General features: G+C 55.3%; 20 protein-coding genes. 13 read left to right on the top strand and 7 right to left on the bottom strand.

The genetic code is table 11. From position 1 onward, the window contains the following. Nucleotides 1–80 precede the first annotated feature (80 nt). Complete coding sequence (locus GGR62_RS20100) at nt 81–473, bottom strand: hypothetical protein (protein WP_184409592.1); 393 nt, start codon at nt 471–473, stop codon at nt 81–83. A 49-nt stretch (nt 474–522) separates the two neighbouring features. Next, nucleotides 523–840, bottom strand: coding sequence for a hypothetical protein (locus GGR62_RS20095; protein ID WP_184409591.1), 318 nt, complete (start codon nt 838–840; stop codon nt 523–525). Between the two features lie 236 nt (nt 841–1076). Between GGR62_RS20095 and GGR62_RS20090 the strand changes: the two genes are divergently transcribed. The 12 genes from GGR62_RS20090 (at nt 1077) to GGR62_RS20030 (ending at nt 15723) form a co-directional block, all read left to right on the top strand. Then, on the top strand, nt 1077–1418 hold the full coding sequence (locus tag GGR62_RS20090) for a helix-turn-helix transcriptional regulator (RefSeq protein ID WP_184409590.1): 342 nt from the start codon (nt 1077–1079) through the stop codon (nt 1416–1418). 162 nt (nt 1419–1580) lie between these two features. After that, nucleotides 1581–3269 carry a type IV secretory system conjugative DNA transfer family protein gene (locus GGR62_RS20085; protein WP_184409589.1) on the top strand — a complete coding sequence of 563 codons (1689 nt, stop codon included), beginning with the start codon at nt 1581–1583 and terminating at the stop codon, nt 3267–3269. An 11-nt stretch (nt 3270–3280) separates the two neighbouring features. Beyond that, on the top strand, nt 3281–3952 hold the full coding sequence (locus GGR62_RS20080) for a DUF1629 domain-containing protein (protein ID WP_226690053.1): 672 nt from the start codon (nt 3281–3283) through the stop codon (nt 3950–3952). Nucleotides 3953–3998: 46 nt separating this feature from the next. Beyond that, complete coding sequence (locus tag GGR62_RS20075; RefSeq protein ID WP_184409588.1) at nt 3999–7592, top strand: peptidoglycan-binding protein; 3594 nt, start codon at nt 3999–4001, stop codon at nt 7590–7592. Nucleotides 7593–7827: 235 nt separating this feature from the next. Beyond that, complete coding sequence (locus GGR62_RS20070; RefSeq protein WP_043877774.1) at nt 7828–9126, top strand: HlyD family efflux transporter periplasmic adaptor subunit; 1299 nt, start codon at nt 7828–7830, stop codon at nt 9124–9126. Next, nucleotides 9123–11339 (top strand): peptidase domain-containing ABC transporter, encoded by a 2217-nt coding sequence (locus GGR62_RS20065; RefSeq protein WP_057672822.1) that lies wholly within the window; start codon nt 9123–9125, stop codon nt 11337–11339. Before GGR62_RS20070 ends, GGR62_RS20065 begins: the two co-directional genes overlap by 4 nt. Nucleotides 11340–11441: 102 nt before the next feature. Beyond that, complete coding sequence (locus tag GGR62_RS20060) at nt 11442–12254, top strand: pesticin C-terminus-like muramidase (RefSeq protein WP_184409587.1); 813 nt, start codon at nt 11442–11444, stop codon at nt 12252–12254. Between the two features lie 27 nt (nt 12255–12281). After that, complete coding sequence (locus tag GGR62_RS20055) at nt 12282–12776, top strand: hypothetical protein (RefSeq protein ID WP_144431282.1); 495 nt, start codon at nt 12282–12284, stop codon at nt 12774–12776. A gap of 202 nt (nt 12777–12978) precedes the next feature. Continuing rightward, the gene (locus GGR62_RS20045) at nt 12979–13749 is read left to right on the top strand and encodes a hypothetical protein (protein WP_228415117.1); all 771 of its coding nucleotides are present in this window, start codon (nt 12979–12981) and stop codon (nt 13747–13749) included. Between the two features lie 66 nt (nt 13750–13815). After that, on the top strand, nt 13816–14454 hold the full coding sequence (locus GGR62_RS20040) for a hypothetical protein (protein ID WP_184409586.1): 639 nt from the start codon (nt 13816–13818) through the stop codon (nt 14452–14454). A 43-nt stretch (nt 14455–14497) separates the two neighbouring features. After that, nucleotides 14498–15022, top strand: coding sequence for a hypothetical protein (locus tag GGR62_RS20035; RefSeq protein WP_184409585.1), 525 nt, complete (start codon nt 14498–14500; stop codon nt 15020–15022). A 116-nt stretch (nt 15023–15138) separates the two neighbouring features. Then, complete coding sequence (locus tag GGR62_RS20030; RefSeq protein WP_260306327.1) at nt 15139–15723, top strand: hypothetical protein; 585 nt, start codon at nt 15139–15141, stop codon at nt 15721–15723. 100 nt (nt 15724–15823) lie between these two features. Here GGR62_RS20030 and GGR62_RS20025 read toward each other — a convergent pair whose 3' ends face one another. The 3 genes from GGR62_RS20025 to GGR62_RS20015 all read right to left on the bottom strand — a co-directional run bounded on the left by GGR62_RS20025 (nt 15824) and on the right by GGR62_RS20015 (nt 19399). Further along, entirely contained in the window at nt 15824–17101 is a 1278-nt protein-coding gene (locus GGR62_RS20025; protein WP_184409584.1) for an ABC transporter permease, read from the bottom strand. A gap of 62 nt (nt 17102–17163) precedes the next feature. Continuing rightward, nucleotides 17164–17595, bottom strand: a complete 432-nt coding sequence (locus GGR62_RS20020) for a toxin-activating lysine-acyltransferase (RefSeq protein ID WP_184409583.1) — start codon at nt 17593–17595, stop codon at nt 17164–17166. Next, nucleotides 17585–19399: a protein adenylyltransferase SelO family protein gene (locus tag GGR62_RS20015; RefSeq protein WP_184409582.1), complete on the bottom strand. Its 1815-nt coding sequence runs from the start codon at nt 19397–19399 to the stop codon at nt 17585–17587. Before GGR62_RS20015 ends, GGR62_RS20020 begins: the two co-directional genes overlap by 11 nt. Before the next feature lie 494 nt (nt 19400–19893). On the opposite strand from GGR62_RS20015, the gene GGR62_RS20010 reads away from it, so the two are divergent. After that, nucleotides 19894–21537 (top strand): MobA/MobL family protein, encoded by a 1644-nt coding sequence (locus GGR62_RS20010; protein ID WP_184409581.1) that lies wholly within the window; start codon nt 19894–19896, stop codon nt 21535–21537. 250 nt (nt 21538–21787) lie between these two features. Here GGR62_RS20010 and GGR62_RS20005 read toward each other — a convergent pair whose 3' ends face one another. Continuing rightward, a complete protein-coding gene (locus GGR62_RS20005) occupies nt 21788–22726 on the bottom strand; it encodes a phospholipase D family protein (protein WP_260306326.1) in 939 nt (312 codons plus the stop codon). Nucleotides 22727–22831: 105 nt separating this feature from the next. Next, on the bottom strand, nt 22832–24004 hold the full coding sequence (locus tag GGR62_RS20000) for an OB-fold nucleic acid binding domain-containing protein (RefSeq protein ID WP_260306325.1): 1173 nt from the start codon (nt 24002–24004) through the stop codon (nt 22832–22834). Between the last annotated feature and the right edge of the window lie 105 nt (nt 24005–24109).

Raw genomic sequence — 24109 nt, 5'->3', positions numbered from 1 at the left:
TCCAAGTGGCTGATGCACTTGATTCGTAGCACAAAGCGGATCTTCGTCAAGCCGCCTCTGGCCACTCGCAAAACGAGCGGTCAGAGCTTCTCGCCCTCATTGATCGCCTGATTCAAGATCTCATACCACTGGTTCATCTCGCGCTCGCTGCCGAACTTGATCGTCCAGACTGGATGGTCCACATCTCGAACGCTGACCGTGATCGTTCCTTCCCGCCTTGAGTTGTGCCAGTGCTTCTCCCAGAAGCGAACATCCATCAACGGGTAGATCTTCACTGTCCTGCCGACACGAATCTTCAACCGCGACCGCTCAATCGAGATCGCCAAAGCTCCTTGTCGCCCAAAATAGGAGTGATCAAATTCCCGACCAAAGACCTCCCGTTGGTTGCGCAATCGGTCAGCCCGATTGACGGCAACGGCGACCAGCACCGCTGTGCCCAGGGCAAGCAAGATGAGAAACGTGCTAACGGTCATGTGAACTCCTGAGAACAGAATGGGACCATCGTTGATTGCAAACGGATGGCTATTGGACGCGGCCGGTGATCTTCCAAGTGCCGCCCACCTTGGTGAAGGTGTAGACCCCATCCATTTGATGACCAAAGTCCCGCTCCATGGCTTCAACCTTGGCACTTACGTCACAGGTGTAGCTGGGCGCACCTTCCGCCTTCGTGCACTGGTTACTCTCGAAGTCTTCGATGCGCGCCTCTTCGTTGCTGTTCGCTTTGACGAACTGCAAAAAAGCCTGCTCCCGCTCAGTCTCAGCGGGGCCGCCGCCAGAGCAGCTGGCCAAACAGACCGACATCAGGCCAACCAGGGCCAAGCAAAGCTTTGACATGTGCATCTCCAAAAGAGGGAAGGGAAGAGCGCTAGGGATCCACCAGACAGACAGGTTCGGATGCCCTGATTGCCGGCATGCTCAATGGCTGCACGCCTCCGCACACCGGCAGGAATGACCGGTGTTGGTGCTTGGCAGTCGCAGTTGATTGGCTGACGGAACCATGTTACTGATAAAGTAACAGACAAGGCAAGTCGGAGACCTCATGCTCAAACACGTCATTGCATGCTTGTGGTCACATTTTGGATCTGGACGACGCTCGTCTCATCTTCGCCAACCGCTTACGTCACGCGCGCCAGAAGGCCGAGCTGACTCAAGAAGCCTTGGGTGTTGCCGCTGGACTGGCAACTGAGGTGGCCAGGACGCGCATCAATCGCTACGAGAAGGGCGTTAACGAGTGCGATCTACGCACCGCCAAGCGCTTGGCCGACGCTCTGGGTATGCCACTGGCTGCCTTCTTCGCCGAGACCGATGAGGTGGCAGACGCCATCCAAGCGCTCGCCAAGCTCTCCGTCGAGGAGCAGCGAAAGGTCGTCGCCGAGTTGCAGCTCAAAGCCAAGCGCAGCGATCCACCCAGCTCATAGTGAGAGGGTCCTTGCTGGTGTCTTGGCATGCGTGCAGATCAGACAATTCCTACACAGATGCCAACACCCATCCGATCTGAGCGGGCAATGTGATCCTGTAATCTTGCGAGCGGACGGTCGTTTTCAAACAAGCCAGGGATCACAGATGGAAGGCAGCGCGTCATGACCGGCAAGACCAAGCTCAGTGTCGCCACCGTGCTCTTGCTTCTTGCCCTCCTTGCAGGGGTCTACATTTCCGGTCAGTTGATCCTGATGCTGTTGAAGGTGGCCGGTCCCCTCAGCATCGGCACCTATTGGTCTTACGTCAAAGCGCTCGACCTCCCGCAGTTCGCTCCCTATGCCACCAAGATCAAGCTGGCCGGCGCCATCGGCTTTGGTGTGCCGCTCCTGGCCTGGTTCGCACTGCTGATCCCACTGTTCAAGCCGAAGGCCGCCGCCTTGCATGGCGACGCGCGCTTTGCTTCGGGCAGTGATCTGGCCAAGAAGGACATGCTCAAACCGTCGCCAACCGGGATCGTGATCGGCAAGCACGGTGGCAAGTTGGTGCGCCTACCTGGGCAACAGTTTGTGATCCTGGCCGCGCCCACGCGTTCGGGCAAGGGCGTGGGCATCGTCATTCCCAATCTGCTCGACTACCAAGGCTCGGTGGTGGTTCTGGACATCAAGCAGGAAAACTTTGATCTGACTTCCGGCTGGCGCAAAAGCCAAGGCCAAGAGGTCTTTTTGTTCAACCCCTTTGCCGAAGACGGGCGCACCCACCGCTGGAATCCACTCAGCTACATCTCGCCCGATCCCGCATTTCGCGTGTCGGATCTCATGAGTGTCGCGGCCATGCTCTACCCGGATGGGTCGGATGCCCAGAAGTTCTGGGTGAGCCAGGCCCGCAACGCCTTCATGGCGTTTACGCTCTATCTGTTCGATAGCTTGGACGATCAGATCAAGCGCAAGCACCCGAAAGAGACCTGGATGTTCCCAACCCTTGGGCTGCTTTATCGCGTGTCGTCCGGCGACGGGAGCGACTTGAAGGGCTACCTCAAAAAGCTCTCGCAGCGCGAGTTCCTGGGCCGCGACGCCAAGACAGCGTTCGACAATTTGCTCTCGCAAGCCGAAGAGACCTTTGCCTCGATCATGGGCACGTTCAAGGAACCGCTCAACCAGTTCATCAACCCGATCCTGGATGCATCAACCAGCGACAACGACTTCCTGCTGACTGATGTGCGCAAGAAGAAGATGAGCATCTATATCGGCATCCAGCCGAACAAGCTGGCCGAAAGCCGCCTGTTGATCAACTTGCTGTTTAGTCAGCTCATCAATCTCAACACCAAAGAGCTGCCGCAAAACAACGCAGCGCTCAAACACCAGTGCTTGCTGCTGATGGACGAATTCACAGCCATCGGCCGGGTCGACATCATTGCAAGCGCAGTGAGCTACATGGCGGGCTACAACATCCGCTTGCTGCCGATCATCCAGAGCATGGCGCAACTCGATGCCACCTATGGCAAGGATGTCTCGCGCACGATCATCACCAACCATGCCTTGCAAATCGTCTATGCCCCACGCGAGCAGCAAGACGCCAACGACTACTCGGACATGCTCGGCTACACCACGGTGCGCAAGAAGAACAAGTCGCACACCAGTGGCAAGCAAAGCAGCGTGTCCTACTCGGAGACCGAGCAGCGCCGCGCCTTGATGCTGCCGCAAGAGTTGAAGGCGATGGGCTTTGACAAGGAAGTCTTCCTCTACGAAGGCATCTCAAGCCCGGTGCTTTGCGAGAAGATCAAGTATTACGAAGACGCGTATTTCACCAAGCGGCTGTTGCCAAAGGTGAGCGTCCAGACCCTGAAAATTTAATAGAACTCATCATGACTCAGATGGAAGACAGTCCAATGCTTGCCAACCAGAAGCCTGAAAAGGGACAGTTCTATGTGTTGCGGCCCGACATCCGGGGAGGTGGCCCAGGGCACAACGTTGAGATTGAAAACATCGATGTGTTGCTGACGCCTCCTTCGCGCATCCTTCGTCCTGCAGAAGGTGGAATTCCGCCCTTGCGAGAAACACCTCGCTTGGTCCATGGCGCAGGCAAGAATAAGCCGCCCCGTGATCTTGAGGGTGGCTTTAGCGGCTATTGGCTCGTGTCCGAGCGACTGAAGGAAGTCCTGGAGTCTGTTGATCCAGGTGCCTTTGAGTTCGCGATTTGCGACTACGTTTTGCCAGATGGCTCACCAGGGCCGACGCATTATTTGTGTGACGTCGTTCGACAGTTGGCTGCGCTAGACAAGCCGCGTTCCAAATACAAAGTCACCTTGGCACATGACCACGAGACGGGCAAGGATGTGGAAATGCTGAGCGTAACCGGTGGAGCCGAACTCGCTTTTCTGCCAGAGGTTGTTGGGTCAGCCCACATCTTTCGAATGAGTGAAAGGCCCTCGATTGTGGTGTGCGATGCGTTCTTGAAGAACGAAACCCGAAAAGCAGGTATCGGTGTCAAGCCGAGCTCTGACGGGCTTTTGTTCACCGACGCCGCGACCTATTGATCGCTTAGTTCATTTTTATCGTGCAATAGCCGGAGCGTAATGGACTATGGCCAAGAACGATAGGCCCGTTTTTCAGGGTCACCATCTCATCGAGCAAGTCGCTTTTAAAGAAAGCGATTTGCTACAAGAGCTTTCGAAGAATTCGCTCTTTGATCTCCACGGAGATCGAAATATGCTTAACCTTCCAGCGGACAAAGCTTTGGCTTTGAAGCTGGATGTGTCGCCTCACAATGGCGGCCCATTGGGGGCGTATTCGATTGGTTTGAACGATGCCTTGCAAGAGCTAGAAGACAGTCCAGATGGTCAGGCTTACTTGAGAAAAGGAGATCTGCAAGCAGGCCAGCGCTTGGCAGCAGAAACTGACCGGCTGTGTGCCACACTGAAAGTAGGCATGGTCAATGGCCATCTGCTGACCAACACCCCTGACGGGATGACATCCGAGGCGGCAAATAAGCACAACGAAAAGTTCTTCAGTGATATTCAGAGCTACCAGCAAAAGCACGCTCTCCAGATCAGTGAATTCGGAAAGCTAACAGGAGCCGAGGCTCGTTGGCCTGCGGTCCTAAAGTCCGAATCAAATCTCGTCGCAAGCCTTCAAGCAATCGATCAGCCTGGCTTTAAAGCGGTAAAAGGTAATGCAGCTCTTGGTTTACAGGGGCTTGGCGACTCCATCGAGCAGACTCAAACCAAAGGGGGTCTTCCTTTGTCTGAGTCTGGCACCAAGGCGGTCGAGCAGGCTTTTCCTCGCTCAATGCGTGGCGCGGTCTCTCCAGAACTGTTGTATGGGAATTTGTCTGCTGGGCAGGCACTTCGCGTAACGGGCTTGCTGGCATCGGCGACCGATGCGATTGGGACCAGTCAGCGGGTGAGCACGTTGCTCGCGCAGGACAACCTGCTGGGCGCTAAGCACGAGTTGCGCAACTACGCCGCTAACAACGCAAGCGCCTGGGCCGGTGCTTGGGCCGGAGCGGAGATTGGCGCAGTAGGTGGCCCAGTTGGCGTTGCCGTTGGTGGCGCAGTGGGCGGCGTTGCTGGTTACGTCGTGTCTGACAAGATAATGGCGACCCTGGATGAGCGTGAGATCACGCATCAAGTGGACTCACTGGGCAGGCAGTGGAGCTTCAACGGGCGGCAATGGGTGCAGCCAATGGCTGCTGATCTTCGCGCCGATGGAATTGACCATCCGCAGCAGACAACCTTTTCGGCAGACTTCGATACCCGACGTGAGTTGGACTACCGAGCCGCCAATACGTCTGTCGAACTTGCGATGAGCCGGATGCCGCCGCCGCGTAGCCCATACAACTTGGAAGCCAGCAGCACTGATCTTCCAAGCTTGTTGCCAGCGAACTGGACGCGTGACGCCGATACTGGTCAGTGGCAGCGCACTCGCGTTACCAACATTGATCCAAATGGCGGCAACACCACTCAGGCCGAAGTTGCGCCGCCTGCGCGTGCTGCGCAACTGGACGCGCAAGCAGCTGAGGTTGTGGAAAGCAATATCGTGCAGGGGCCAGCGGGCCTTGCCGCTCGGTATCAGGTCGCGCACCGCCTGGATGGCTGGGACACGATCGCTGGTATTCAATCGCCGTCAGCCGTCACTGCCGCGCTCAATTCGGATAACTTGCAGGCATCCAACAGCAAGCAATATCAATTTGCTGATGGTGTTTGGCGCCATAACGGCGAGGTGGCAACCGGCCCGATCGCTGCGGAACTCTCGGCGACCCGCGTTGCCATGCAGCCACATCTGGGACAACATGAACAAACGATGGCAGCGCTCCCCGCGTGGCAGCGCCCGACCCAGGATCAGCTAGACCTATCGAGCCTGGCGACAACTTATGCAGGTTATGGCCTCAATCCGAATGCTGAGTCCCTTGCTGCCATCCAGCTGGCCATCAACACCACGCGTGCAAATTCGGGCCTGGATGCGTCGAACTCTTCTTTGACGCTCGATCCCGATGCACAGGGTGCGCGTCAGCTCGACAGCCCCATTGCCCATCTGCAACGCGGTAGTGACGGCGTCATCCGCGTAGCAGCGGTCACCAGTAGTGAAGACATCCAAAACGCACGGGAGCAGGTGCAAGCTTACGCCCAGGCGTCTCCCGTGCCTGAGCTTGGCGAACGACAGATCGAACATCGTTCGCCTCAGGAGCGCGATGCCTACGAGCAGGCGTTGCGGGAGGCCAATCGGCAAGGTGTGTCCACGCAAGAAGCGCAACAGGTCGCAGGCTTCGCCGCAACGACCGTCACCGCTCCGCATGTGGATGAAACCCAAGCGCCTCAGGCAGCCATTGACGTGCAGCGAGATCGAGACGTTGCACGCACACCCGACGCGCCTGCCGTTGCGGAGACGGCAACGCCTGCTCCGGTCGTGATGCCCGCATCCGTCAACGCGCCGCTGCCAGAAGACGTGCGCCCGGTCGCCAAGCCTGCCGAACCGAAGCCCGAGCCTGTCCCACAACGCGAACCCCAAGAAACCCGAACACCTGAGGTTGCCGCACCCCCGACAGCCGGCGCAGTCCAGCCTAAGGCGGGCGCATCGGTTCCAACGGCGGCGAGCGCGTCTGCGCCGAGTGCCGGGCCCGCATCATCCGCTTCGACCTCTACCGATCAAGCGCCTACTCAGGCCACTGTGCCGACGCCGCCGCCGGCATCAAGTGAGGTGGAAGGGCTGCGCCTCGGCGATCGAGGGCAGGAGGTCGAGTTCTTGCAGTATCGCTTGCAGCAAGTGGATGCCCGTGGTCCGAACGGCCAGGCCGTGCCGCAAGACGGGCACTATGGTCCAGAGACCGAGCATGCCGTGAGGCAGTTCCAGCAAGACCAAGGGTTGCCGGCAACGGGCGTTGCCGGCCCAGACCTGGATGCTGCATTGTCCCAGGCACAACACGCGCGCCGAGAGTCCTTGAAACCGACAGGGCCGACATCGGCGAATGCGGCGGTGGAGCAGGGCAGTGAGCAGCAAGCCCGAGTAGTCACGCCACAGAACAATGCGCCATCGGCTGTTCCATTGCAGGCAGAGCAGCAAGAGGCGGTGCGAGCGCCGTCGCCGGCAATTCCAACGCAAAGCGAAGTGCCGGCGCAGACCGTATTGCCGGAGCGCCAACCCGCTGCCTATGCGTCGTCGCCAGGTTTTGGTGGGACAACTGCCCGCTCTAACGCACACGAACACGATGAGGATCGGGTTGAGCAAGCAAGGCCCCTCCAAGATGCCGCTCAGCAGGCGTTTCCCTCTGATCATCGGGATTACGCGTTGTTCTCTGCCATACAGGCGCAGCTCCCGAAAGGCACCTCCGATGAGAAGACGGCTGAGGTATTGCATGCCGTCAAAGAGTCAGGGATCGAACGCGCGGATGAACTCCGTAAAGTGCTCATCCAAGATGATGTCGCCTTTGTCTTTGGCAAAACGCCCGGCTTTCACTCGGAAACCTCGCTCAATACGCCATCGCCTGGCATAAATGAGACCTTGCAGAAGACAGAGGCAATGGATCAGCAACGGGCGCAGGAGATGGTGCAATTCCAGCGCGAGCGCGAAGAAATCGACAAGAACCCAACAGGCCCCGTCATGACGCTTGCTGCCCACTCTCAGCAGCAGGTGATGTCTGGCGGCGATGGGGGCAGTGGTGGTGATGGGGGCGGTGGCTGACGCATTAAGCGTAGGATTCATGCTTCAACCTAGCAATGTGTGGCTGCGCTTTGCGCAACGCACCTTCGCTTGATGCAAGCCTTGGTTGCTGAAAAAGCAATAGCGTGGGGCTTGCGAACTTAGGTTTGGCGCCAATGCCAACGCCAGATCAACAAAACGCAAATGTAATTTTAATGTCTGCGCGGGTAGCCTCAACTCACGCAAGTTGTGCAGTAGATCTCGAAGTGTAGGTGCTATGGATAGCGAGTCAGGTCAGACGGATGACGCGGAACAACCGCTCTTTCGCAAGCGAAAGGGGCCGGAGACAACTTCCACACTCGGCGACCTAAAAGATGCGTTTCCCTCGTCCATCCGGATCTGGATTGGCTGTGGCTGTGCGCTTTTCCTCTTGCTGGCCACGTTTGTTCTGACCGCGTCCTACTCCAAGCGGGAGCACGTGTCGGGCCAGATCATTTCGACGCATGGGCGAGTGGATATCCGCAGTGGAACGCCTGGCCTCATCCTGTCGACGACATTGAAGCCCAATGCTTTGGTCAAGAAGGGCCAAGTGCTCGCCGAGCTATCAGCCGATATCACCGACGAAGCGGGTCGCTCTCTGTCCGATGAGACGATCAAGCGTGCGCTCACCCGATCAGAAGAGCTGACCAAGGAGCAATTGCAGACGCATGACTTTTCTGGCCAGCGCGAGCGGGAACTGACGCGTCAAGTCGAAGAAACGACCGGCGCGATGCAGGAAGTCGCTCGCAAGATCTCAATCTTGGAAAAGAAATACGCCAAGAACAAAGAACTCTTGAAGACCATTGAGCCGCTGCTTGCTGAGAAGTATGTGTCCAAATACACCTACCTCACCTACGAAAATGCTCTCTTGGATGCAGAAGCGGAGATCCAGGATGCCCGCGCGCAGCAGTCCACACTTCGTAATCAGCGTGCCGCATTGCTGGGTGAAATCACCGAGATAAAGACAACCGCCAGCAGACAAGCGAGTGAGATCGAGCGTGAGAAATCCACGATCGAAGATCAAGTGGCCAGAGCCAAGTCCGACCGGCTGCAAACCATCACTTCACCCTTGAGCGGCACCGTTGCAGCAATCTATGCATCCCAAGGTCAGCGCATTGGCACCGACTCGATCATCGCGTCCATCACCCCAAGCGAGTCGGTGTTCGAAGCTGAAATTCTTATTCCTTCCAGGGCCATCGGACATGTGAATGTCGGCACCGAGGTGCTGCTCAACATCGCCGCATTCCCGAAAGCAAAATATGGCGCCATCCAGGGGCGCATCGCATCGCTGTCAACGCAAACGAGTCCCATCGGTGAGTTGGAGCGCCGCTATGGTCGCCAGTCGCCCACCGAGCCGGTTTACACCGCCAAAGTCGCCTTGCCTTCCCAGACCATTGGAGTTGCCCAAGAAGCGAAGTCCTTCCTGCCGGGGATGGAAGTGGACGCGGAACTGATCTTGGAGGGCCGCAAGATCTGGGAGTGGATGTTTGATCCCTTCCAAACCATGGGGTCGCGCTTGACGGGTGAAAAGCGATGAGGGACGTCTTGACACCATCCGCCAATGGCGATGCCGAGACGGATCGCTCTGCTGAACCAAGCCTGGTGTTCTCCTCGAAGCGCCGTGTGCCGCATATCCGTCAGACGGAGTCGAGCGAGTGCGGCCTGGCCTGCATTGCGATGCTGCTCTCCTACTACGGCCATGAAACGAGCCTTGGGGAGCTTCGCAACCGCTTTACGGTGTCAACTAGTGGGGCAACGCTCGCCTCGCTGATTGAAATCGCTGACGCCAACGGACTCACGACGCGTCCGCTTCGCTTGGAGCTTTACGAACTGCCCAAGCTGTCGTTGCCTTGCATGGTCCACCTACACCACGGGCACTTTGTCGTGCTGACGGCTGTGAGGGGAGGGCATGTTCACATCAGCGATCCCGCAACGGGCGTCAAAAAAATCAAGCTCGATGAGTTCGATGAGCTTTTTAGCGGCATTGCGTTGGAGGCGCATCCGGGTCCGGCCTTCAAGAAGATCAAGAGCGTGCCATCGGTGTCGCTTCGCGATCTGGCAGGCTCGCTTCGGTCCCTGGTGCCCGCGTTCTGGGGTGTGGGCATCTTGGCGCTCTTCTTGGAAGGCTGTGCGCTGATTGCGCCGCAATATCTGAGACTGACCATGGATCAGGTGCTCAGCGTCAAGGACGATGGTCTGGTCACCACATTGGCTATCGGCTTTTCGATCGTGCTCCTGGTCCAGCTCGTCTTGACCGTTGCCAGGAAGTGGACCTTGCTGTGGATCTCTTCGACCACTGGCTTACGGTGGAGCAGCAACTTGTTCCGTCACCTCGTGTCGCTACCCCAGTCGTATTTCGTAAAGCGGCACACCGGGGATATTTCAAGCCGCTTCCAGTCGATCTACTCCATCCAGCAGTCACTCACGACGAAGATGATGGAAGCGGTCATCGATGGGGTGATGTCTTTCCTCATGTTGTTGCTCTTGATGAGCTACGACGCGCCGCTTGCCTTCGCCTTGTTGGCTTTCACCATTGCCTATGTGGGTTCGCGCTACGCCTACTACGCCAAACTGAAAGAAGCCAACCTTGATCAGATCAACATTGATGCACGCCGGCAAAGCTTGCTCTACGAAACGGTCCGAAGCATCCAGCCCATCAAGCTGTTCAACAAGTCAGCGCTCTGGGCGTCGCGCTTCACGAACTACAGCGCGAAAGCCACCAATGCAACCATCGGGGCCGAGCGTATCCGCATTGGGTTCGATTCTGTCCAGCTTCTCATCCAAGGCCTGTGCCGCATTTTCGTGATCTGGGAGGGCACACGGCTGGTGCTCAGTGGCGATATGACGATCGGGGTGCTGACGGTCTTTTTGATCTACGCGACCCAGTTCAGCCAACGCAGCATCAATCTGGCCGACTACTTGATGCAGCTCCGGCTGCTTCGCTTGCACACCGAGCGCATTTCAGACATCACGCATAGCGAGCCTGAGTCGTTTCTGCATGGCAACGGCGCGCTGGAGGATGCTGCGCCAGCTATTGCCATTGCCAACGGCTACTTCCGCTACTCGTCTACGGACAAGTGGATCATGAGCGCTTTGCAGCTCAGGGCCCCGGCAGGCCAAGTGATTGCAATTGTCGGGAACTCAGGCGTGGGTAAGACCACACTCATCCGCGTTCTGGCGGGGCTTGAAGATCTTCAAGTTGGGGACTTCTTAGTCAATGGAGAGGATCTGCGCAAAGTCGGTAAGTCGAGCTACCGGAGCAAGGTCAGCATCGTCATGCAGGGAGACAATCTGTTGTCCGGGACGTTGTCGGAAAACATCTCCATGTTCGATGAGCACATTGATCAAGAGCGTCTTGTGCAGGCTGCGAAATTGGCATGCATCCACGACGATATTCAGCGCATGCCAATGGGCTTCAACACCAGAGTCGGCGACTTGGGAAACACGCTGTCAGGCGGTCAAAAACAACGGATCTTCTTGGCGAGAGCCTTTTACAGGCGCACCAAGTTGTTGCTGATGGATGAGCCAACGACTGGGGTTGATGAGCAGATGGGCATCCAGTTGATGAAGAACATCAAGAGCATCGGCGCGACCACGGTCGTCGTGACGCACGACAAGAATATCTCTCGGATGTGCGATATGCACTACCTCTTCGTTAACGGGAACCTGAGGCCCCTGATCAAAGAGCAGCCAAGCAGCTTTGAACAGGACAATGCAGTGGAAACAGCTGGAAAATCCAGCCAAGGATAAGTAGTAATACTTGTAAAAGTAATTCAGAGAGAGAAGCCTTATTGCGAATCAAATAGTAGAAATGATTGGATCAAAATTAAACGCACAGGATGGAGTGCTGTAATGAGAGAGCTAACAATCGAAGAGCTATTCCTAGTGGCAGGTGCAGCAGCCGCTGCGGACGTCGATCCAAGCGAGCCGCCCACTGAGTTGCCCCCCGTGGTCGTTAATCCACCTCCATCAGAACCACCAACATTGCCGCCAACACCGCCAGTTGAGCAACCCCCACCACCGCCACAAGGTGGAGGAGGGGGCAACGATGGTGATGTTTTTGTCCCGCTGGCTGCTGAAAACAGAATCGATAACGCCTTTATTGATAGCGTCGAGGGCGGGCAACAGCTAGATGCATATGTCCCCACCAATAACGGCGTGGTCATAGATCAGAGCGGAGTAACTGTGGCAACTGGAGTCGATTTGGGTGGCCAAACTACCGAAAGCCTTGCCGCGCTAGGTGTGGATCAGGCGCTTGTTACTACGTTGACGCCCTACCTTCATCTAACAGGACAAGATGCGCTGAATGCCGTTCAAAACAACCCTCTCCACATCACCGAGGCGCAGGCAGATGCGTTGGATAACGCAGTTCGATCAGACATTTTAAATACGGTTGTTAATAGCTATAACAATTCTTCCGATTATGCTGACTTTTATCAGCTGCCTGGTGGCGTCCAGACCGCCATCGCAAGTGTTGCTTACCAATACGGCCCTGGCCTTGCCACAGCAACCCCCAATTTCTGGACCCAAGTAACAACGGGACATTGGCAAGATGCTGTTACCAATCTGAACGATTTCGGTGATGCGTATGATACAAGGCGAGACAGGGAGGCCGCCCTTATTCAACAAGATATTACGAACGGCAGCGTGCCGGGTGGCGGTTAAGTGTTGACTTATAACGTGAGGTTGGAGATGAAGGCTAACAAAAGAATTGCATCAATTGCAATAATGATCTTTTCATTGTGGGGAAGCGTTTTGGCCACGGCTGCGCCTGCCAAGATTAATTCTGCGGTCCTATCGGCTTACTTTGGTCAGTCAGCAGGTGACTATATTATTCCCGGAAAACCATTGGTGCAGCAGTTTGGGGAGGCTCTGAGCGGTCCACCCAACAAAGACGTTGATGTGGGGAATGGGTTGACCTTAATATCCGGCTGCCGCTACAAGAGCTGCATTGAGAAAGGTGCAGTTGCGATCAAGAGTGATAATACGGTCGAAGCTGCTGGGCTCATTCACTTTAACTGCAAAGCCGACACCAAAAAGTCGGGCGCTTCTTGCTCAAAAAATCCCACTTTCACCTTATTTGTGCCCAGGAATAAAAAGAGCCTCGACGCAGAGATTTCTGTTCTGAGATGGGCACATGAATATGCGCCAGATGCTACTTTTGAAACGGTCACGTTGGAGAAATGAGGTTTGCATGCCAAGAGTAAGAGGCCAACAGAGGTAAATTTATCTTCAAGTGCTTCGAGTCTGCCTAGCTCTAAGTCTATGTGATCCGGGCTTGCAATGGACCGTTATTTATGGGCTGCACGGGAAATAAAAAAATGATGTTTAGGAAGAAAAGAAAGCGAAACAGTAATTTATCAATCGAAATATTGCAGGGAGTGCTGTAATGAGAGAGCTGACAAACGAAGAGTTATTTCTAGTGGCAGGTGCGGCAGCCGCTGCGGATGTCGATCCGAGCGAGCCGCCTACTGAGCTGCCGCCAGTCGTAGTTAACCCTCCCCCAAGTCCGCCTCCGACTATTCCCCCTTCACCACCAGTTGAACAGCCAGGGCCTATTAGTCCTCCAGGTGGGGGTGGCACTCCTCTTCCAACAGCGCCGGAATACGATCTCAACTTCACGCGTGCGTTGACAGCGGAAGAGTCGGCCGCTCTGGTTAAATTTGACGATGCAATCTACTTTGTTAAAGACTCTATCAGCTCGCTTCCTGATAACGCTTATATGCAAATGAGCGATGGTTCAACCGTGCAGATGTCTGAAATCAAGAGTCTGATGCTCAATGCAGACTATAAGGTAAACGAAGCGGGCACTAGCTATAGTAATGGGTTTGCGACTGGGCAGTCCGACTATAACAACGGCGACCCACAGATATCAATAAACATTGACACCATTAAGGGGTATTCCGATCTAATGGGAGGGGCGAATTTCTTGGTGATGCATGAGCTGGCACATAATGCAGCAGCTGCTCGAACCCTTTACCAAAACCTCTATCAAGATGGTTTTACCAATGCTGAGTTTAATCAAAATGAGAAATTTGCCAATGATATTGTGAGGGGTGTTGCAAATTATCTCAGCATAGGCGTGCTTGGTCCCAGTGATACAAAGGTTGTTGGTGGATATAGTGAGGTAACTCCGACTATCATTGTTCCAACCCCTTGATTTTACATTCGCGTTAAAGAGGTGCTTTCGATGTCCATAGTTAGGGTTGCCTTAAATTCGATTTGCGTGCTTACGCTCGCCGGCCTAATGGTCGGGCAGGCCCGCTCAAATGACCAGCGAGAGAGTGCTGCTAGGGCTCTATGTTCAGAAAAGTCTCAGCTTAAAGACAATTTCTATGTGGAGGGCGGGAGTGCGAATTTGGTAGTCCCCCTAGCCAAGGTAAGTAAGGTTGACAATGTCCGAGTTCATGCGATCAGAGGCACGTGCGCTCAATTTGTTGACTATTATTCTGGTGATACCTATTACCTGTCCACCAACCTAAAAATTCAGGCGAAGCCAGGGATTATTGGTGATATAGATCCTCGTCCCGAGAAGATTGGTAAGGGTAATTTTCTTGCAGCTAAAGATGGTGCGCTATCAAAGGGCGTATTGGTCGATTCAATTCTCGTATCGCCATCACACGATCACTCAGACGACAAATACGTGGGAGCCTGGGTCACTAATGGTAAAACGCGCCTCATGATGTATTCAAAAAGCAAATCAGGACTTCCGAAAAAGGGAGAGGCAATTGCCGAGATCGATGGTCAAGTAGTTTCACTGGCTCAAATCGGTGCGCTGCACAGGGTTGACCAGGGGACGCTTTATGCTTTGGTCAAGGATGACTCTTCCTTGTTGTCGGTTGCTTTAGATATTTATCGCCTGTAGATCAGGTTGAAATTGAATTGCGTGCTTATTTGAGAGGCCAGTAATGTTGGGCGTGCACAAAGGTCTTGCAGTTACATTGCTGATGGCTGTCTTCTGCACAAGCGCCATTGCGGAAGATGGAATTTCAGGGCTCGCCATGGATGAAATAGTTGGTAAAATCTATGATCCGGGTAAGGCGGTAAACTATGAAGTTTTCCGCGAAATTGGACTCCGTGATTTCCATCAGGTGAGTTCAAGTCGATCATTGAACATTGCTTTTCGCTCAAATACGTTCAAGACGCGGGATCAGTATGCGATCTCCTTCGTTGAGTTCAGGGTCCCGCCTGAACTCGATAAAGGAGTGAGTTTTATGTATATGGAGCTCGCTCCTGGGCGCTGTTATGAAGTGTCTAAGATCAAGCAGAAATTTGCGCTCACCCCATACGTCCTGCCACCCAATCCCCATGCGCCACTCGCCGACGTTAGTAAGGATGTCTTCTATAAAACCAATCTTGGTGAAACGTCGGTGTATGTAAAGGCGAGTTCGAAGGGCGAGTGCTTGCTTGGTCTCACGAGAAGTCGAAACTGATGAGGTCCGCTGGTGCTAGCCAATTAGGCATCAAATTGGTTAGCGCTAATCCGGGCCGACATCTGGGCAGGCTTCAAGACGACACTTGAAGCGCTTTAAATGCAATGAGGGCTGGAGTGAAATTTTATAAGAGTGGTGTATGGTCCTCAACTATCGTGGCCTTTTCTATTTTAGTATCGGCCACATTCTGTGGTGACGCCTATGGTTCAGAAAAAGTGCTTGACGAACTGGTGTCGCTATTCAGTAGCGGCGTTATTGTTGAAGAGTCTCAGGTCAACAAATTAATTAGAGCCGGCAAGACCGAGATTGTCAGAGACGAGCCCCTTCGTCGTCACTATCGAGTTTCATTGAATGATCAGAAGTCCCAGGTAGCAGCGTTGAGCTTCGGCGTTCATCGCAGTGATGAAAGCTCTCAGGCTTGGACAGTAGCTGCCCTAGCTGTAATTTCTGCTGACAAAAAAGCCCGAGGCTGTGAAAGATATAGTGATATCGTTAAAAAATATGCTTTTGTGGAAGGCATACGTGAGCCTCGGGCCGTGATAAAAAATGCAGCTTGGACCCAACCAGCGACATTGACGAAAGGGCCGTATAAAATCTATGTCTCGACGACGGACGTGACCTCGCCTTGTGCTTCTGGGCTGACGGTTTCGACGAGGCTGAGTGATGGTTTGGATGCTGTCACTCAAACGTCAAGTAAATAGTGTTCATTTTTGCACCGGCCTGTGCATAACGACTGAGCTCACGCATTACATGTTCTCGTAAACAGCCCAAGGTCATTGCAAGGCAACAGCGTGATGGCACTTACGGCTCTGGTCGCTCCTTCAATTTATTCCGAATGATGAGCAAGTAGACGAGGAGGGCGGGCACGCACGTCAGGCAGATGCCAATGAAAAACATGCCATAGCCTTGGCTTTGTCCATTGAGCGTGGTGAGATAAGCCACTGCTAGGCCTGAGAAGCCGGCAAGCACCCTGCCGAAGATGGAGTAAAAGCTGGTTAGCCAAGCGTAGTGCTCACCTGCGCGTCCAAGCGTGACCAGCTTTGACATGTAAGCAACCAGGGCTATGCCGGTATAGCTACTAGCAAGGTTTTGAAGAATAACGCTAGCCCAAAGCAGTTCAGCAGACTGCTCGTTCGACGAGAGCGATGCAAGAACGAGGAGGGCAAGGGCTTGGAGAGCTGCGCCAACAAGAATGGTCGTGCTCAAGGACATGCGCTTCAAGCTTGTGCCTGCAGCCAAAATTCCGAGGAAGGCTGCTGGGATACCAAGCCAGATATGGAGGGATCCGACCACATTCTTTCCAATGCCAAGGGCATAGAAGAAAGGATTGATCATGGGACCCAGAAGAATGTCCGGTAGGCGATAGCAGCCGATGAAGACGACCACCGCGATCCATCCTTGGAGCGTGGAGGGTCGAAGGGATATCAGCGGAGACCCCTGCTTCTCCGCACTCGTGCGACCTGGGGTGAGGACGCTATCGGGGGCAGATCGCAGAAAGAGCGTTCCGCAGATGGGCACCAACATCAGGGGAAGCAGAAGTGCATAAGCAACTTGCCAGGACAGCCGCGCTGCGAGCAAGAACACCAGACCGTCGCTCAGCAGTAGAGCAATGCGGTAGCCAAATTGGTAGGCAGTGAGGAGCTTGGCTGGCTGCTGGTGCACTGCCTCTTGTTCGATCCGGAACGCATCGACTGAGGCATCCAGGGTCGCACCGCCAAAGGCTGCTGCGATGCAGCTCAGTGCAATCAGCGGAAGGCTGCCAGCGACAACGCTCAGGACAAGGCCTAGGAGAGAGATGGCGACCATGATCGAAGACAAGACAATCCAGCCTTGACGGTGCGACATGGTGCTTCTAACGACCGGCGCACGACGTTGGTCGAGATGGCGGGCCCATAGGAATTTGAGAGAGTAGGGAAGTGCGGTCCAAGCCAAGGCACCGATGACTGCGATCGAAAGCGACTTTTCGCTGAGCCAATAGCCTAAGGTGCTGCCGATCAGCGGATAGGGCAAACCAGAACCGAAGCCCAGGAACAAAAATCCAGTCCAGGCCTTGGTCGACCTTGATGTCACTTCGTGCATAGGTTGCAACTGCCTTGTCGCTTCGGTTCGTCCATTCATATCAAGGAAGCGACGTGTCTTCCTCAGCTATCTTTGCGAAGTCTGTGAGTCTTGGTTCCCAGCATAGCGCCCGTCTTATCTCGCACCAAGCGATGCGCTTGCTTGAAGTGAGGGCGCAAGCGGTGCCGGAGCGCTCTCGCCAGGCGTCGGTGATGCCCTGGCATAGCCACGAAATCCAGGATCCAGAGTTGATCACCTTCGTTCCAGTCGCTAATTGGCAAGAACGGCGGATCTTGCAGAACCAAATGACTGGCGGTTTCAGGCGTCAGATAAGCCCATAAGGCGTAGCCGGTCCAGACCCCGTCTTCGTCTTCAATCGTGACGAGCTGGCCTAGGCGAATTGCAGGCCATAGCCACACATAAGCCGCTGCGATAGTGAACTTCTTGCGGTCAGTCTTGAACAGGAGTTGCATTGCCAGGCCAAGCGCCTGCGCATCAACGGCATTAGGTTGCATGGGTGGTGGTTGAGTTAAATGTCTGCGCTGCAACGGCAGCGTCCGGGAAGGTGAGCAGTGCGGTAGGGATTGATGCACGCCCGTTCAAGCTTAGACCTACCAAGTAGCTGTTAGGTTCGCAGTCGACAAGCGCGACGGTTCGATGGCCAGAATTGGTGATGCCCAGTGTCTCATCTGCGACTTCGGCACCGAAGATCAGTGTTCCCCCACGCACGCGTGGCCCCTCCAGCTGGACTGTATAGGCCATACGATGCGTATCAAAGAAATACAAGGCGGTGGACACGTGATCGCTTGCGTAGCCCAGGACAAGCCAGTGTGGCGGTAAGCCTTTCCAAACGCGGCGTGAGACCGCGACCTCGGTTGCGATAAAAGCCGAGACCCGCTCGGGTCCCGACGACCGATCGGCCAGGATCGACCGCACCAGCTTGATCGCCCGGCGTTTGGAGACGCGATAGGAAAGGCGCGGTCGTGGTCTCAGCCAGCGGTTGGCCGCACAAAGATGGAGATGTGCGTTCGGAAGTTCGCGCAGGAGCGCCGCGATCTCCTCGCCAACAGGAGACCCGTAGCTTGCTTTGCCTCTGATGTGGTCGGAGAGCCAATCGTGGCGCTCATCGTGCTTTGTGGGCTGATCGAGCGCATAGTCAATGCGCTGTTGCTCGCGGTAGTAGTGCGCAATGATCGCTTTGAAATGGAACACCTCTGGGCTTGACTCAGGCAAAGCACACGCTTCTGCACAGTGATGGAGAAACGCAGCTTCCATGTGATGCTCGATCTGGATAAGCAGCTGATCGATGTTGGCGATTGCCTTGTCAAAGCGGGAATACTTCTTGAAAAAATAGGCAAGCGAGGGAAGCGAGTGGCGAACATCACGCATCTCATCGCCGAAAAAGTGACGATGCCCATCGGTGCCACGCTTCCAGGTGGGAACTGCGCGGAAGCCGCCGAAATCCAGAAACTGCGCGTTCGATGTGATGTTGTCGCTTGTCGGGCGTCCGGTCCAGAGGCGATGCGCGCGACTTGCGGCAATCTGCTCGGCAAGGCGGAGGTAGAGCGCAGACAAGTCAACGCCTAGGTCATTGGGATTGCCTGCATCGCGCTGCGTGTGTTCGTCGGCAAAGTGGATGGCATCTTTGACTCGCAGGCTATCTTGAAATTGATCGCTGTTTGCACTGCCTGATGTCCCGAAATACAGGCTGCGCTCGAAATGCGCCAAGCGCAGGAAAGCAGGCCTGATCAGAATGGCGCACCGCTCCGGCTCGTCGGCATCGGTGCGCGCCAGGGAGAAGCCGGCATCGATGATGGCAACGATGGGGACTGTCCCGTGGGGGAGTTCTGCGTTGAGGATCTCGCTGGCGACTGCCTCGCGAATGGCGTCGTAAAGATAGAGACAGCCATGGGAGTGTGACCAATCATGGGCCTCGGAGACCAGTGGCGTGGGGCCGGTTCCTTTGGCGATGAGCATGCCATCGGAGCCACAGCGGCCACTCCCCCCGTGGATCGCCCCACCGCTCCCACCATAGCGATCAGCGCCCAGTGTCTGTCCGCCGAAGGTGCCGGCAACGCAGTGGGCTTCGATAGAGGTCACGGCAAAGCGCTCAAGCAAGGACGCTGAGATGCGGGCCCGAGTTGGCGCGTCGTGGATGGCCATGCCTAAGTCATGAAACCAGCGCTCATTGAGCCAAAGCACGGAAGCATCTGGCAGTTTTCCCACTGGAAAGGGCACGAGCATTGAGGTGCTCACGCTGGCAAGGTTCAACAGGTTGGGGTCGTTCTTGTCATCCATGTCCCAGTAGTCATTGGGCATTTCGCTTCCTTGTTTCCGCAGCTGTTGCGACTTAGCGTTCGATCGGCGTTGGTGATGCTACCAACCTGACGGCAATTCGTCCTGCTGCTGCTTGGATTTCCCGAGGCCACGGGAGATCACTTCTGCATGGACAGTCAGCATAAAAACGATACATGGCGTGAGACGTAATCAGATTCGTACAGGTCTTATTCATTCTTTGGTATAACTAGTATTTATATGTAAAAAGAGCCATGGTTGATCCAACTGTGGCAAAAAAATTCAAAGAAAAAATTAAAGAGCAAGAGCGCACTTATGGTTTCTGCTTTGCAGAAACCGTGCGCCAACGCTGCGCGTCGGTGCGGTGGCTTTCGCCACCTCGTTGCCTATGCTTCGCTAGGCAACACAGCCACTTCAAAACCTCGTGACCGAGGTCTCTGTGCTGTCGAGTTCGCTTTTCTCTCGACGGGCGATGTTCTGCCGTTTCTTTGTGTGCTCCACAAACAGGAGTTTCACAAATGGCGATTTATCACGCAACAATGAAGTCTTTCAGCCGAGGCAATGGCGACTCTTCGGTCGCAGCAGCTGCTTACCGCGCAGGGTTTGATCTGCTCGATATGAGCACAGGGCTTGGCCACAATTATTCCCACCGAGGCGGTGTCGATTTCCATCAGATGCTTGCGCCGAAAGGAGCGCCGGAGTGGTGCTTTGATGCGCAGTATTTTTGGAACGCGAACGAAGCGGCCGAGACGCGCAAGAACGCACGCGTTTGCCGAGAAGTCGAGGTGTCGCTTCCGCATCAACTCGATCAACACCAACGGAGAGCGCTCGCTTTAGCGCTTGGCCAATTGCTGGTCAATCGGTTCAAAGTCGCCGTATTGGTCGCTGTGCACACACCAAGCAAATATGGTGATCAGCGCAATCATCATGTGCATTTGCTGATGTCAGCGCGACAAGTCGGACCGGGAGGACTAGGGGAGCGCGCCTGCGCTGAGTTTGATGCGCGACAAGGCGGCGGCACACGAGCGCTGCGGCAAATCCGCAAAGACATTTCAATGGTCATCAATGCGCACTTGAAGAATGCGGGCGCCCCGGCTCGGGTAGATCATCGCAGTCTCCGAGCACAAGCACACGAAGCCGCGCGCAATGGAGAGTTTGAACGCGCCCGCGAACTCACGCGCCGGCCTGGCAAGCACTTGGGCAAAGCCAAAGTGGCGGTGATGCGCAAAACGAAGTTCACAGCAGAAGTGAGAGGGGCAGGTGGGCGAGAAGCAGCACTGGCGCTTTCAAAGCTTGTCGCTGAGCACATGAAAAAAAGCGGGGGCGTCGTGCACGAAGTGCCACCGTCCCACAGTCATGCGGCAGCACTTCGGGATCGGGCCAACGCACAGGCTTCTGGATTGGACGGACGCACAGCGGTTGGGCAGACACGATTGTCAGGCGCAGAGCGGGTGCGGCAGATCAAAGAGCGCTTGGCGCGTGCGCCAGCGCCTCGCCCGGGTCTCTACACGCCTTACAGCGGTCAGACCCGACATCTTAGTCGCGTGACGCGCTTGGCTCGTTCCTCGGGCCGACAAGACGCTGAGTTGCTCAATGCGCAGGCGCAGCTGATCGAAGATTGGCTCGAAGCCCAGCGGGAGGTGGCTCAGCAGTCTCTCGAAGTATTGCGGCAGATCCCTGGTATCCAGATTGAACCCGAGTTCCAGCGCGCTCACTCGACACTCGTTTGCCGGCGAGTGGATAGCTACGCCACCAAGCCATTTCTCTTTGAAGACACCGAGATGCTTGCTCGCTCAATCAGCAAGTATGCCCATACGCTGGTGCGACCCTACAAAGCGCGCATGGCCGTGCTGGATGCGCAAGCCAAGCTCTATGAGCAAGAATACGATCCCGATACAAAAGTGGTGGCCAGAGCACAGCGGCGCTTGGCGCGAACGAAGAGGCATGTCTCCCCGCGCATCCAAGCGATCCAGCAGGGGCGGATCAAGCGGGCTCGAAAAGCGATGGTGGAGACGGCTGAGGCCTTGGAGAAGAACTTCTCTCCGCAGCCGATTGAGGTGCTGACGCCTGAGGCATCTGGAGAGGATGCACTTCCACCGCAGGCCGAGGGTGGGGCAGGGCATTGGGAGTTGAAATTCCGTCCCCCGAAGCCAAGTCTATGACGGCTCAGATGTTTCTGACCGTTGACCGCGCAGCAGACTGATGGTGTGCCTAGGCATTTGGCTGGAAGCTACGGTCGTCGCAGAAGGTTCCCGCCAAATGATCGGAACAACGCCGCCCGCCATTGGCACCCGGCGCCGAGACTGAGGCTTCAACGCTGGCGACACAGGAGCCCTGCATGCAGGGCTCTTTTTCGTGTGCAGGACTCAGTAATTCGCTAGTCTTTAAGGCTTTTTTAAGGCGGTCAAGATACTAACCGTAGCGCCCGACGAACTCGTGGATGCGCAGGGAAATTCCACCGTGCTTGATCCAACCTGTGTAGGTCTTCTCCGCGCGCTCTACGAGTGGCCTCCATTCGGAAATGGTGCCGATCGTGTAGCCAGGGATTTTTTCTGGAAAGACCAGTTGGATCTTGCCTGGTTGCTTTTCTTCAGGCGTTCTAAACGTCGGCGGATCGTCTAGTTCAATTTTCTCGTTCTCATACTTTGTCAAACTAATGAGCGTTGCTGCTCGCGGTATGTCAGGCCAGTTCTCGTAGGCATAGATCGCAGGGGTTGAATTGAAAACGCGAGCCTCCTCAAGCAGTTTTCGCCCTTCCAATCCTAGGTTGCGCGTCGCAACGACGACCCAAATTCGCGCATCTTTCCACGCATCGGGATCTTGCTTTACCGCTTGCAAAATGGAGAGGCCGCCAGGATTGCTTGGAAGAAGCTTTGAATTGCGTTCGTTGATCAAGCGCTGGGCGTCATCTAGCATCGTTTTGGTGATGCGCTTTCCCCTGATCCAAGCCGCATCGAACCAGCTTTTCGCTTCGTGGAGGGGGCTTTCTTCTGCCACCTTGACGCCTAACTCTGTCCAATGGACAGACTCTCTTCCTACGATGCCTAATCCTCCTGCAGAAGCATTGGCGCTTCCGATGATCATTTCGTTCTCGCCGATGTAGGCTTTGGCATGCAGTCGATCCAAAGCTTTTACTTCGACGTTAGGAAGCCTCATCAGCTGCCTGACTTCATCGGGTGATGAGCAACCTTGGCTCAGTTCAAGCAGAATGCGGGATCGGTGCGCGCGATCATGGAGCCCTAACGCCTTCGAAGCGCCCTTTCCCCAAAATGCAACAGCTAAGTCGAGCTTCCCTCCATGCTCGCGAACCCATGTCACAAGTTCCTGCTGATGTTTGATGAGTTCTGTCATCCGTTCCTCCTTGATGATGTCGTTTAAAAAAAAGCACCTGTTGTTTAAAGCATGTCCTTGTGACTGGTCACATGCGCTTATTGAGTGCAAGCCATGGAGCGCTGACTAACCAGCACACCAACGCAAGACAATCAGAACAAAGACAATGAGCGCGATCCAAGCTCCTGCGCCCATGCGTTTGGGTGAGCTGGTTCTGCGAGGTCCCGGTGATACCTGATGAGAGCTGGGGCGGGGCGCGGACCCAGTTGGCCTTGGAACAGCCTGAGGCATCTGTCGCTGCATCCTTTGAAGGACTTGAGCGTTAGGAGTGCTCGGCGGGGGAAGTGGCTTGGGAGCTTGTTGGCTCGTGCTCCGAGGAACTGTATTTCCCGCTCCACCCATACCCTTGAGGATGTTTTCATTTCGACCAGCGGTAACAACAGGTGCTTTCCCGCCGCGCAATCGGAAGCGCGCTTCTACCTCTGTAAGTTGCTTGATCTGACCTGGATTTTCGATGCTAATGCCGATGCTGATATACGATATCTTCCCGGCTTGACCGTGATAGGGCGGCTCTACCAGGCCGGTCACGCTGACCCAACGGCCATTCCAGCTGCTGTTGGGCTCCGAGGGGAACTGCCGCAATGCCTCAGACCAAATTGAAAGTTTTACGGACTTGCCTGTCCAATCGCCAAAATTGATGAAGATGAAAGGCTTTTTGTTCCTGCCGTATCGTTTTTGAGTGACATCAACGATCCTGCCAATCAACTCCACGCGGCTGCCGACCTGAGCTTCGACTTGGGCAAAGTTCGCCGCATCACAGACCGTATAAGGGCTTTGGTAGGCAATGTCTTTGGGCTTGCCCTGTGGGTTGAACACAATTGTGTTCGGTCCGAGTCCGCGCTGAACACGGAAGTCGGCAAGTGTCGGAACTTGATCAAAAGGCCCATCCGCAAGCTGCGCAAGCGACTGCGCGGGAACCTTCAACCCCGGAAGGCCTAGAACTTGATTGAAGATGACAGAGGTGCCGGGGTCAAGGAAGTCGTTCCGCCGAAAAACGATAGCGCTGGGTTCGGAGTTCGAGGCTTTCCAAAGTCCCGGAGATACGGTCAGGGCCTGTAAAGCGACATCAAGTGTGATGAAAGAAAAGCGATCAAGCTGCTCGTTGAAATTGGACGCCGTGCGCTTAGGGTGCTGGAAGTTGGCTTGGCCAAGTTCAGTCGCACCACTTCCACGCAGGGCTTCGACAAACATGCCGTCATAGTCAATGAGCTGGACGGAACTACCGTCTGCGTTGACCATCAGGTTCTCAGCGACGTCCCCCCGATTTTGAGTAGCGCCTCAGTTTGGAGTCCAATTCCCTACCCCGAAGGAGATTGGACGTGAAGAAGCGTTTTACTGACGAGC

It is taken from the genome of Xanthomonas sp. 3075 (assembly GCF_014197275.1).
GTDB lineage: Bacteria > Pseudomonadota > Gammaproteobacteria > Xanthomonadales > Xanthomonadaceae > Xanthomonas > Xanthomonas campestris_B.
The sequence above is the reverse complement of the archived record's forward strand: the minus strand, read 5'-3'. Positions and strand labels throughout refer to the sequence as shown.

What these genes read in the sequence shown, in the direction of transcription:
- GGR62_RS20100 (WP_184409592.1), bottom strand. Translation starts at nt 473, where the DNA reads ATGACCGTTAGCACGTTTCTCATCTTGCTTGCCCTGGGCACAGCGGTG.
- GGR62_RS20095 (WP_184409591.1), bottom strand. Translation starts at nt 840, where the DNA reads ATGCACATGTCAAAGCTTTGCTTGGCCCTGGTTGGCCTGATGTCGGTC.
- GGR62_RS20085 (WP_184409589.1), top strand. Translation starts at nt 1,581, where the DNA reads ATGACCGGCAAGACCAAGCTCAGTGTCGCCACCGTGCTCTTGCTTCTT.
- GGR62_RS20080 (WP_226690053.1), top strand. Translation starts at nt 3,281, where the DNA reads ATGACTCAGATGGAAGACAGTCCAATGCTTGCCAACCAGAAGCCTGAA.
- GGR62_RS20075 (WP_184409588.1), top strand. Translation starts at nt 3,999, where the DNA reads ATGGCCAAGAACGATAGGCCCGTTTTTCAGGGTCACCATCTCATCGAG.
- GGR62_RS20070 (WP_043877774.1), top strand. Translation starts at nt 7,828, where the DNA reads ATGGATAGCGAGTCAGGTCAGACGGATGACGCGGAACAACCGCTCTTT.
- GGR62_RS20065 (WP_057672822.1), top strand. Translation starts at nt 9,123, where the DNA reads ATGAGGGACGTCTTGACACCATCCGCCAATGGCGATGCCGAGACGGAT.
- GGR62_RS20060 (WP_184409587.1), top strand. Translation starts at nt 11,442, where the DNA reads ATGAGAGAGCTAACAATCGAAGAGCTATTCCTAGTGGCAGGTGCAGCA.
- GGR62_RS20055 (WP_144431282.1), top strand. Translation starts at nt 12,282, where the DNA reads ATGAAGGCTAACAAAAGAATTGCATCAATTGCAATAATGATCTTTTCA.
- GGR62_RS20045 (WP_228415117.1), top strand. Translation starts at nt 12,979, where the DNA reads ATGAGAGAGCTGACAAACGAAGAGTTATTTCTAGTGGCAGGTGCGGCA.
- GGR62_RS20035 (WP_184409585.1), top strand. Translation starts at nt 14,498, where the DNA reads ATGTTGGGCGTGCACAAAGGTCTTGCAGTTACATTGCTGATGGCTGTC.
- GGR62_RS20025 (WP_184409584.1), bottom strand. Translation starts at nt 17,101, where the DNA reads ATGCACGAAGTGACATCAAGGTCGACCAAGGCCTGGACTGGATTTTTG.
- GGR62_RS20020 (WP_184409583.1), bottom strand. Translation starts at nt 17,595, where the DNA reads ATGCAACCTAATGCCGTTGATGCGCAGGCGCTTGGCCTGGCAATGCAA.
- GGR62_RS20015 (WP_184409582.1), bottom strand. Translation starts at nt 19,399, where the DNA reads ATGCCCAATGACTACTGGGACATGGATGACAAGAACGACCCCAACCTG.
- GGR62_RS20010 (WP_184409581.1), top strand. Translation starts at nt 19,894, where the DNA reads ATGGCGATTTATCACGCAACAATGAAGTCTTTCAGCCGAGGCAATGGC.
- GGR62_RS20005 (WP_260306326.1), bottom strand. Translation starts at nt 22,726, where the DNA reads ATGACAGAACTCATCAAACATCAGCAGGAACTTGTGACATGGGTTCGC.
- GGR62_RS20000 (WP_260306325.1), bottom strand. Translation starts at nt 24,004, where the DNA reads ATGGTCAACGCAGACGGTAGTTCCGTCCAGCTCATTGACTATGACGGC.